General features: G+C 67.3%; 9 protein-coding genes. All 9 read right to left on the bottom strand.

Translation table 11 applies throughout. The features are described from left to right. Positions 1-30 precede the first annotated feature (30 nt). Complete coding sequence (locus ACIP5T_RS02390) at positions 31-543, bottom strand: hypothetical protein (protein ID WP_400860284.1); 513 nt, start codon at positions 541-543, stop codon at positions 31-33. 73 nt (positions 544-616) lie between these two features. Continuing rightward, positions 617-2194: a Rieske 2Fe-2S domain-containing protein gene (locus ACIP5T_RS02385; protein WP_400860283.1), complete on the bottom strand. Its 1578-nt coding sequence runs from the start codon at positions 2192-2194 to the stop codon at positions 617-619. Positions 2195-2269: 75 nt separating this feature from the next. Continuing rightward, the gene (locus tag ACIP5T_RS02380; RefSeq protein WP_400860281.1) at positions 2270-5569 is read right to left on the bottom strand and encodes an SNF2-related protein; all 3300 of its coding nucleotides are present in this window, start codon (positions 5567-5569) and stop codon (positions 2270-2272) included. 56 nt (positions 5570-5625) lie between these two features. Continuing rightward, a complete protein-coding gene (gene nusB / locus ACIP5T_RS02375) occupies positions 5626-6036 on the bottom strand; it encodes a transcription antitermination factor NusB (protein WP_400860280.1) in 411 nt (136 codons plus the stop codon). Between the two features lie 3 nt (positions 6037-6039). Continuing rightward, a complete protein-coding gene (efp, locus tag ACIP5T_RS02370; protein WP_140037127.1) occupies positions 6040-6600 on the bottom strand; it encodes an elongation factor P in 561 nt (186 codons plus the stop codon). A gap of 75 nt (positions 6601-6675) precedes the next feature. Beyond that, on the bottom strand, positions 6676-7113 hold the full coding sequence (gene aroQ / locus ACIP5T_RS02365) for a type II 3-dehydroquinate dehydratase (RefSeq protein WP_400860278.1): 438 nt from the start codon (positions 7111-7113) through the stop codon (positions 6676-6678). Continuing rightward, entirely contained in the window at positions 7110-8198 is a 1089-nt protein-coding gene (aroB, locus tag ACIP5T_RS02360) for a 3-dehydroquinate synthase (RefSeq protein ID WP_400860277.1), read from the bottom strand. The genes aroQ and aroB overlap by 4 nt, the downstream gene beginning before the upstream one ends. Then, positions 8195-8713: a shikimate kinase gene (locus ACIP5T_RS02355; protein WP_400860276.1), complete on the bottom strand. Its 519-nt coding sequence runs from the start codon at positions 8711-8713 to the stop codon at positions 8195-8197. Before ACIP5T_RS02355 ends, aroB begins: the two co-directional genes overlap by 4 nt. Continuing rightward, the gene (aroC, locus tag ACIP5T_RS02350) at positions 8697-9926 is read right to left on the bottom strand and encodes a chorismate synthase (RefSeq protein WP_400860275.1); all 1230 of its coding nucleotides are present in this window, start codon (positions 9924-9926) and stop codon (positions 8697-8699) included. Before aroC ends, ACIP5T_RS02355 begins: the two co-directional genes overlap by 17 nt. Positions 9927-9935: the final 9 nt, after the last annotated feature.

Below are 9935 nucleotides of genomic sequence, written 5' to 3'. Positions count from 1 at the left end.
GGTTGCTTGATGCACCCAGTCTAGCGCGGCTCAGCGCCACTGCAGGACTTCGCGCACGACCGCCTGGGAGGCGGGCGACCCGTCGTTCGCTATGCCCGAGAGAGACTCATGCGAGAGCATGGCGCCCTCGGCCCCTGCGGCGGCGGTGATCTGTTCCAGCGCGGCAGTGACCCGTGGAGCCGCCGCCCGCGCATGCGTCGCGTCTCCGCGTGCCGAGGTGTGGGGGAAGACGACGAGCTCGCCGACGCCTGCCGCGACGGGCCGCGCGGCGGCGACGACGAGTGTCGGGGGCAGCACGGGCTGCAGCGCATGCGGCAACGGGAACGGGAGGTCTTCGGTCAGCAGTCCGCGCCACCAGCTGCGCTTCGAGCCTCTCTCATCGCCGATCTGCAGCGCCGTCGCCGTCCACTCCGAGCCTCGCTCGCGAAGACGGCGCTCGAAGTCATCGTCGAGGCGCTCGAAGCCCACGCCGGTCAAGAAGTCTGCGGCGATGCGCACGAGCCGTTCAGGATCCGAGCGCACGATCCACCGGGCACCACGCAAAGGCCCGTTGTATTCGAACCGCGACGTTCGGGCGTCGCGACCTGACCCCTGCGGATGCGGGGACCGCGACACGTCAGCTGGCCTCACGGAGCACAGCGTCGCTGACCTCGTCGATCTTCGTGGAACGGATGGGGTGGCCGCTCGTCGACAGGCAGCGGCCCGTCTTGAGGTCCCACTTCCAGTCATGCATGCTGCAGGTCAGGATGCCGTCCTCGTCGACCTTCCCGGTCTTCGTCAGGTCGGCACGCAGATGCGGGCAGCGGCGCTGCACGAGCCACTCGCCGATCTCGGCATCCTCGGTCTGATCCGTCTGCTCCTGGTACCAGTTCTCGACGTACTCGATGCGGTCGACCGACAGGCACTTGAGGAAGGTCGTCAGGAACTCGTTGAACTTTCCGCTGCGCCCCACCTGGAACTGCATCGAGAGGAAGATCGAGTTCGACCAGTCGATCTCATGTTCGCGGATGTTCGTGGAGACGAGGTCTGCAGGGATCGTGTACCAGTAGATGCATTCCTCGCCGGCGTACTCGCGGACCTTCGCCCGAGGGAAGTCCACGACCATGTCGAGGTCGCCGATCTTGAATCGGACGCAGCCGCCGACTCCCAACCGGATGGTGCGTGACTTCTTGAGGAGCGGCTCCCACCAGGCCTTCAGCTCTTCGAGCATCTCGGCGGCGGGCAGGACCTCGGCGCGCGAGGCTTCCTCATCGAGGATCTCCTGCTGACGCGAGGCGCGCTGCTCTTCGAGGTAGTCCCACTTCTCGTCGAAGATGTGGGCGAGTTCGGCCTCGGTGTACAGCGACTGCTCGGAGGACACCTCACCGGCATCGACGGTCACGACCGTGCCCGGTACGAACAGGTGCCCGTCGTACTGCGGCGAGAGCTCGTTCATATGCGCGAGGAACTGCTTCTGATCGGTGAAGATCGACTCTCCGTTGCGGCCGAGCCCGTTGAAGTCGAAGAGATCGTCGCGGAGGAACATCGGCGGGCCGGCCATCGGGAAGACATGCGGCGCATCGACCTTGTCGATGTAGTACATGGCGCGCTTGTTCTGCGCGTCGCGCTTGAGCTTCGCGAAGTTCTGCTTCGCGTCCAGCGGCAGGTCGTAGACCATGGGCCACCAGATCGCGCCGGAGACCTGCGTGAAGTACGCGTCGGGTTTGCCGAAGTGCAGCAGGGTGTCGAGGTCGAGGGGGTGGGAGTCGTTCTGGTTCAGCATCGATCCCGTGCCGTCGTCGACGCTCAACGACGAGTCGCCGATCGGGCCGTCACTCGGCGCCCGGAGCGGCGTGATCATGATCTTCAGATCGCCGCGCTCGATGATCTCGCCCGCGGGCGCGTAGGTGATGTTCGTGTAACCGAGCGCCCTGATGTCCCGCTCGAGATCATCGATCGGGTATTCGGGAAGCAGCACCTCGATATCCTTGCGGATGTAGCGCTCGAGCAGCGCGGGATCGAAGTGGTCGCGGTGCCGGTGCGAGATGTAGAGGAAGTCCGCCTCACGGCCGAATCGCTCCCAGTCGAGCCCGCGGTTGTCGGGGAACGGGAACCACGAGCCGAAGAAAGAGGGCCCGAGAACCGGGTCGCAGATGATGTTCCCGCCGACTGTCTCGATGAACATCCCGGCGTGGCCGAGTCCCGTGATCCGCATGCATTCCTCCTGAAGTGAACCGTTCGATTCTACCGACGGGGTCCTGGGCGGATGCGGTGACCCGGCCGGAACAAATCAAGCCTCGTCGAACAGACCCTTGATGTCGTCGGCCGTGAGCGACTGTGCGAAGAGCTCGTCGTCGTCCATCACCGCGGTGAAGAGCCTGGCCTTGCGACGCTGGAGCTCGAGGACCTTCTCCTCGATCGTGCCGGTCGAGATCATCCGATAGACGAACACCTGATTCGTCTGCCCGATGCGGTGCGTGCGGTCGATCGCCTGCTCTTCAGCGGCGGGGTTCCACCAGGGGTCGAGCAGGAAGACGTAGTCGGCCTCGGTCAGCGTGAGTCCGAATCCGCCGGCCTTCAAGCTGATCAGGAAGACGGGCTGCTCCCCCGCCTTGAACCCGTCGATCACCTGCTCTCTGCGCCGCGTGGACCCGTCGAGATGCGCATAGGGGATGCCCGCGGCCTCGAGTCGCTCCGCCGCGAGATCGAGGAACGAGGTGAACTGGCTGAAGACGAGCGCGCGGTGCCCCTCGGCCTGAAGCTCGACCACGCGCTCCAGAAGGGTGTCGAGCTTGCTCGAGCCGATCTCCGCGTCGGCCTCGTCGACCAGTGCGGGCGCGAGACTCAGCATGCGCAGCAGTGTGAGGGAGCGGAAGACGATGAAGCGGTTGCGATCGAGATCGTCGACGAGCCCGAGGACCTTCTGACGCTCGCGCTGAAGCACGACGTCGTAGAGGGCCCGGTGTTCCGGGCTCATCTCGACCTCGAGAATCTGCTCCTGCTTGGCAGGGAGGTCGGGCGCCACGAGCTCTTTCGTCCGTCGCAGCATCAGAGGCCTGACGCGACGGCGAAGCTGCGCGAGGCGCCGAGCCCGGTACGCGCCGCCCTCCTCGTTCTCGGGGATCTTCCCCTTCTCGATGGGCTGGATGTAGCGGTCCTTGAACTTGCGAGCCGAGGGGAACAGGCCAGGGGCCGCGAGTTTGAGCAGCGACCACAGCTCGGAGAGGCTGTTCTCCATCGGCGTTCCCGTGACGGCGTAGGTGACGTCGGCGTGGAACGTCGAGATGGCGCGGTGGAGTCTGGTCTTGGGGTTCTTCACGAACTGCGCCTCATCGAGGATCAGTCCGGCCCACTCGACCTCGCGGAACTCCTCTTCATCGAGTCGTGCGACCGTGTACGAGCTCACGACCAGATCACTCGACCGGGCAGCCTCCCTCAACGCGTCAGCTCGCTTGCCACTCGTGCTGTCGACGATCGAGACACGAAGCCCCGGGGTGAACCGGGCGGCTTCAGACCGCCAGGTGCTCAGCACCGATGTCGGAGCGAGCACGAGGAACGGCCGGGTCTCGCCGGCTTCTCTGGTGTGCTGCACGAACGTGAGCAGCTGCAGGGTCTTGCCCAGGCCCATGTCGTCGGCGAGGATCCCTCCCAGCCGATGACGCCACAGGAAGACCAGCCAGTCGAAGCCGGTCTTCTGGTACGGGCGCAGGTCGGCGTGCACTCCTGCAGGCACCGGCGTCGCAGGAACCCCGGTGGCCTGGCGAAGACCGTCAGCCGTCGCGCGCCAGCTGACAGCCGGCTCTGCCTCATCCGCGAGATCCTCGAACTCCTCCCAGAGATCCGTCTGGTAGCGACTGATCCGTGGACCCGTCTCCCATTCGTCGAGTTCGCCCGCCTCCTCGATGAGGTCACGGAGACGATCCAGCGACGGATGGTTGAGCGAGAAGTACCCGCCGTCGGAGAGCAGCAGCTTCTTGCGCCCCTTGCTCAGCGCCGTGAACAGCGGTCCGAACGGGATCGTCCGGCCGTCGATCGTCACGAGGATGCCGAGATCGAACCAGTCGGAATCCGTCGACTCGACGGTCGTGACCTTGACCTCAGGGTCACCCGTGAGCTCGCGGTAGGCCTTGCGCTCACCGCTCGATTCGACGCGGACACCCACGGCCTCGAGCGCGGGCACACCCTCCGCGACGAACGCCGCCGCGTCGATGTCGTGGAAGGAGCCGCTCGGCCTGAAGCTCGTCGTGCGGAACTCCTGCCATGCGGATTCGATCGCCGCCCGTTTGGCGGTCTCGACGGCGGCGTCGCGCACAGCCGCGTCGTTCCAGGCGAACGGCACACGCCCGAACTGGCCGTAGGTCCACTCGAAGGAGTAGCTCACGACATCGCCGCGCTCGTAGCTCACGGTCAGCACGGGCTCCGGTTCCGGAACGTCCGGCAGCGCGACGGCTCCGACCGTGCGCACCGTGCTGCGCCTCGCCAGCAGCGGATAGGCGTCGGTGATGAACGCCTGCTCGTCATCGGAGGGCACGACGATCGGATCGGATGCCGCGAGCAGCGCCCTCGTCTGCTCGCTCAGCGGCGCCTCGGCGAGGACGATCTCGATCCGTGCGCCCACAAGGCCAGCCGAGTACACACCCGTGCGGCCGATCGGGTGCACCTCGCGGTCGGGAACGTCTCGATCATCGATGCGCACTTCCGCGGACACCGCCAGGGAGCCGTCGTCCGTGCGCGAGATGCGTGCCGAGACCTCAGCGCTGGTCGCGATGCGCACCGATGCGCTCTTCTGGCTCGCGACGAGCGGGATGCCGAGCTCGGCTCCGGATCGGAGATGCCGCCAGAGCAGCGGGGACTCGACCTGATCGAGTACGAGCCACTCGCCGGCGTTGCCTGAGAGCAGTGAATCCCGCGAGATGCTGAGCAGGTCGCCGAACCAGCGGTTCTGGTCTCTGCCGAACTGCGACGCATCGCGACGCACGGCGTCCCAGCCTGCGCCGCCCTGGATCCAGGCCCCGGTCTGCGCGCTCCGCATCATCGGGCGGATCGCCAGCAGCAGCTCACCGTTCGGACGAGCGAGGTCGCGTGCCGTCGCTGCACGAACGGGACGCGGTCCCCAATGGTTCTCGCTCCGGGACTCGCGGTGCCGCAGCTCGATCCCGAGCGCGAGTCGCTGCGGGTGCCGAGACACTGACGGGTCGAGCAGGCTGCGCCACGACGGCGCCGAGGCGCTGCGAGGCGCGGTCGTCTCGGGCTGCGCGTCGGGCTGTCGCTGAAGAACAGCGGCTTGCTGGGAGTACTCGTGCACGTTGGACGCGAGCAGCGTGGCGACCACGTGCTTGCAGCCGCTCCGCACCGGGCACGAGCAGCGGGTCGTCCGCGCCCGCCGTGTCCCGTTCGACGAGTGGAAGAGGATCTCGGTCACATACTGGGCATCCGCGCTGCCGCGAACGTGCCCCTCGAGTTCGAGGAGGTCCTCATGCCAGACCACGTCCAGCACGTTGCCCGCGCGGAAGTATGCGAGACCACGTTGGTAACCACCCGCATCGGTGATGTGCATGAGATCTCGAAGATCGACGTGCGGCGCGGGCATGCCCCCATCCTTCCCGCGGCCTCCGACATCTCGGCGACCGCGCCCTGAGTCGTCGCTCAGGCCGCGCGAGAGACGCGGGCGAGCACGCCGTGCACGAATGCGCCCGAATCGTCGGTGGAGAACTCCTTGGCGAGCTCGACCGCCTCATCGATGGCGACGGCCGTCGGCACCTCGGCGTTGAAGAGGATCTCCCAGACGCCGATGCGCAGCAGCGCACGGTCGACTGCGGGCATCCGCTCGAGCTTCCAGTCGCGGCTGTGCGTCGTGATGAGCTCGTCGATCTCGTCACGGTGATCGATGATGCCGTCGACGACTTCACGCGCATACAGCCAGGAGGCCTCACGGGCGGGCTCGCTCGCGGCTCGCTTGGCCTCTGCGGCCAGGGTCACCGAGACCTCGTCGCCTCGGACGTCGGCGGAGAACAGGATGTCGAGTGCGCGCTTGCGCGCCTTCGTACGGGCGCTCACGCCTTACTTCTCGCGACCGAGGTAGTCGCCGGTGCGCGTGTCGACCTTGACCTTGGTGCCGGTCTCGACGAACAGCGGCACCTGGATCTCGTAGCCGGTCTCGAGCGTCGCCGGCTTCGTGCCTGCAGACGAACGGTCTCCCTGCACACCGGGCTCGGAGTACGTGATCTCGAGGATCACGGAAGCCGGGAGGTCGATGTACAGCGGGTTGCCGTTGTTGAGTGCGATCGTGACCTGCTGGTTCTCGAGCAGGAAGTTCTTCGCGTCGCCGACGGTCGCAGCGGGGACCGTGATCTGGTCGTAGTCGGTCTGATCCATGAACACGTACCCGTCACCATCGGTGTACAGGTACGTGTAATCACGACGGTCGACGTTCTCGATCTCGATCTTCGCGCCGGCGTTGAACGTCTTGTCGACGACCTTGCCGCTCATCACGTTCTTGAGCTTGGTGCGGACGAACGCGCCGCCCTTGCCGGGCTTGACGTGCTGGAACTCGACGACGCTCCAGAGCTGCCGCTCGATGCTGAGGACGACGCCGTTCTTGATGTCTGCGGTAGATGCCATGCGCTGGGCTTTCCGTTTCTGGAGTCTGGGGGCCGCTCGCGTCCGAGGTGGACTGGGGTGGGCCGAGAGTCGATTCTACGCGATGAGCGCTGCGAGCTGCCGCACGGCGCTCGCATACCCGTCGACACCCTCGCCGATCACACGCACCGCCGCGACGTCGTGAAGGTAGGAATGATGCCGGAACTCCTCCCGCGCGTACACATCGGAGATGTGCACCTCGGCGAAGGGCAGCGCCACTCCGGTCAGGGCGTCTCGCAGCGAGACGCTCGTGTGCGTGAGCCCCCCGGGGTTGATGATGATGGCTGTGCAATCCTCCCTGGCGGCATGGATGGCGTCGATCAGCACCCCCTCGTGGTTGCTCTGCAGGGCCCTGAGCTCATAACCCTCCTCCGCGGCGGCCTCAGCCGTGAGCCTCTCGACATCGGCCAGAGTCGCCGTGCCGTAGACCTCGGGCTCTCGGCTGCCGAGCAGGTTGAGGTTCGGTCCGTTGACGAGCAGGATGCGGCGGGTCACTCGCCGATCTCCTGATAGGCGGCGAAGAGCAGCGACTCGTCGGGGGCCTGCAGCACGGTGGGCTTGGCGATGTCGTCGAGGAGGATGAACCGCAGCATGCCGCCCCGGCTCTTCTTGTCGCGCTGCATGGTGGCGAGCAGCTGCGGCCACGCACCGGCACGGTAGCCGGTCGGCAGCCCGAGCGAGTCGAGGATCGTGCGGTGGCGCTCGGCGGCGGAGTCCGACAGCCGCCCGGCGAGCCGTGACAGCTCCGCCGCGTACAGCATGCCGATCGAGACCGCCGCACCGTGTCGCCAGCGGTATCTCTCCGCGTGCTCGATCGCGTGGCCGAGGGTGTGACCGTAGTTGAGGATCTCGCGCTGCCCCGCCTCCCGGAAGTCGTCGGAGACGACCTGGGCCTTCATGTCGATCGCGAGCTCGATCGCCCGGCGGAACTCCGGCGTCGTCGTGTCCACGGCGCGCGCGGGGTCCGCTTCGATGATGTCGAGGATCTCGGGGGACCAGATGAATCCGGCCTTCACCACCTCCGCGAAGCCGGCGGTCGCCTCGTTCGGGCTGAGGCTGGCGAGTTCATCGAGGTCTCCGATCACCGCACGGGGCGCCCAGAACGCGCCGACGAGGTTCTTGCCCTCGGCGGTGTTGATCCCGGTCTTGCCGCCGACGGATGCGTCGACGAGGCCGAGCACGGTGGTCGGCACCTGAACGAGCTGCACCCCGCGCAACCAGGTCGCCGCGACGAAGCCGGCGAGATCGGTCACGGCTCCGCCGCCGTATCCGACGACCGCGTCCGAGCGCGTGAAGTCGGCTTGGCCCATCACCTGCCAGCAGAAGGCGGCCACCTCGATGCGCTTGCCCTGTTCGGCATCCGGCACCTCGGCGAGCAGAACCTCTCGCTGTCCGTTCTCGACGTCGGCGAGCAGCCGATCCCTGAGCTCCGCCGCGCGCGCGGCGAGCGTGGGCGGGTGCACGACGAGCACCTTGCGCACTCCGGCGTCGAGGGCCGCGGACACCCGATCGAGGATGCCCCGTCCGATCGAGATGTCGTAGGGGTTCTCCCCCGTCACGCTGATGCTTGTCGTACTCATCCCAGTTCTCTCCTCCATGCCACGATGTCGTCGGCTATGCGCTGCATGGGGCGCCGCGACGTGTCGAACGTCACCGATGCCACCTCGTCATACCAGTCTCGACGTTCTTCGAAGATCTGGGTCCATCGGCCGACGGGGTCATCGCCCGCGAGCAGCGGGCGTCCGTCGCTGTGGATGCGTTCGGCCACCGCCGCAGGGGTGACGGTCAGGAACACGACCGGCTGCTCGAGCAGCAGCGTCCGCGTGGCCGGGTCCGTCACCGCTCCTCCGCCGAGAGAGACCACCCCGCCCGCCTGCAGAGCCGCTGCGACCTCGGCGCGCTCGAGCGATCGGAAATGCGCCTCTCCGTGCTCCGCGAAGATCGCGGGGATGGGGCCGTGTGCGGCGACCACGCGCTTGTCGGTGTCGACGAAGGGCACCCCGAGCTTGCGTGCGACGCGACGCCCGACGCTGGTCTTGCCGGCCGCCATCGGACCGACCAGTACCAGCGTCAGCCGGTCAGCCTCGCTCGTCATGCGCGATGAGCGCCGCCTCGGACGCGGGCGTGGTGCGCAGCTCGGCCGGAATCGCCGCGAGATAGCCGTCGAGGTTGCGGCGCGTCTCGCCGATGCTGTCGCCTCCGAACTTCTCGAGCACGGCATTGGCGAGCTCGACCGCCACCATGGCTTCGGCCACGACACCGGCCGCAGGCACAGCGCAGACGTCGGATCGCTGATGGTGCGCGGTGGCATCCTCTCCGGATGCGATGTCGATGGTGCGCAGAGCGTGCGGCACGGTGGCGATCGGCTTCATGCCCGCGCGCACACGCAGCACGGTGCCGGTCGACATGCCGCCTTCGGTGCCTCCCGCGCGGTCCGAGCCGCGCGAGATGCCCTCTGCGGTCGCGAACAGCTCGTCGTGCGCGGCGGAGCCACGTCGACGCGTGGTCTCGAAACCGTCGCCGACCTCGACCCCCTTGATCGCCTGGATGCTCATCAGGGCCTGCGCGAGACGCGCATCCAGACGGCGGTCCCAGTGCACGTGCGAGCCGAGCCCCGGCGGAAGACCGTAAGCGAGGACCTCGACGATTCCGCCGAGGGTGTCGCCGTCCTTCTTCGCGTCATCGACTTCGGCCACCATGAGAGCGGAGGTCGCCGCGTCGAAGCAGCGCAGCGGATCGGCATCGAGCCGCTCGACGTCATCCGGGGTCGGAAGCGCAGCACCGTCCGGCACCCGGACGGGACCGATCGACAGCGTGTGGCTGACCAGGCGGATGCCCAGTTCGCCGAGGAACGAGCGGGCGATGGCGCCGAGGGCGACCCTGGCGGCCGTCTCCCGGGCGCTGGCACGCTCGAGGATGGGACGCGCCTCGTCGAAATCGTATTTCTGCATGCCCACGAGATCGGCATGTCCCGGTCGCGGGCGCGTCAACGGTGCGCTCCGGCCACGGGACTTGTCGGTCAGCTCGACGGGTTCGGGATTCATGACCTCGATCCACTTGGGCCATTCCGTGTTGCCGATGCGGAGAGCGATCGGGCTGCCGAGGGTCTTTCCGTGGCGGACGCCGCCCGAGATCGTCAGCTCGTCCTGCTCGAACTTCATGCGCGAGCCGCGCCCGTAGCCGAGCTTGCGACGTGCGAGATCGGCCTGGATCGCCTCGGAGGACACCGGGACGCCCGAAGGCAGACCCTCCATGACGGCAATGAGTTCTGGGCCGTGCGATTCGCCGGCAGTGAGCACGCGGAGCATTGCTCTAGT

This window comes from Microbacterium sp. NPDC088619, assembly GCF_044752825.1.
Classification (GTDB): Bacteria; Actinomycetota; Actinomycetes; order Actinomycetales; family Microbacteriaceae; genus Microbacterium.
The sequence above is the reverse complement of the archived record's forward strand: the minus strand, read 5'-3'. Positions and strand labels throughout refer to the sequence as shown.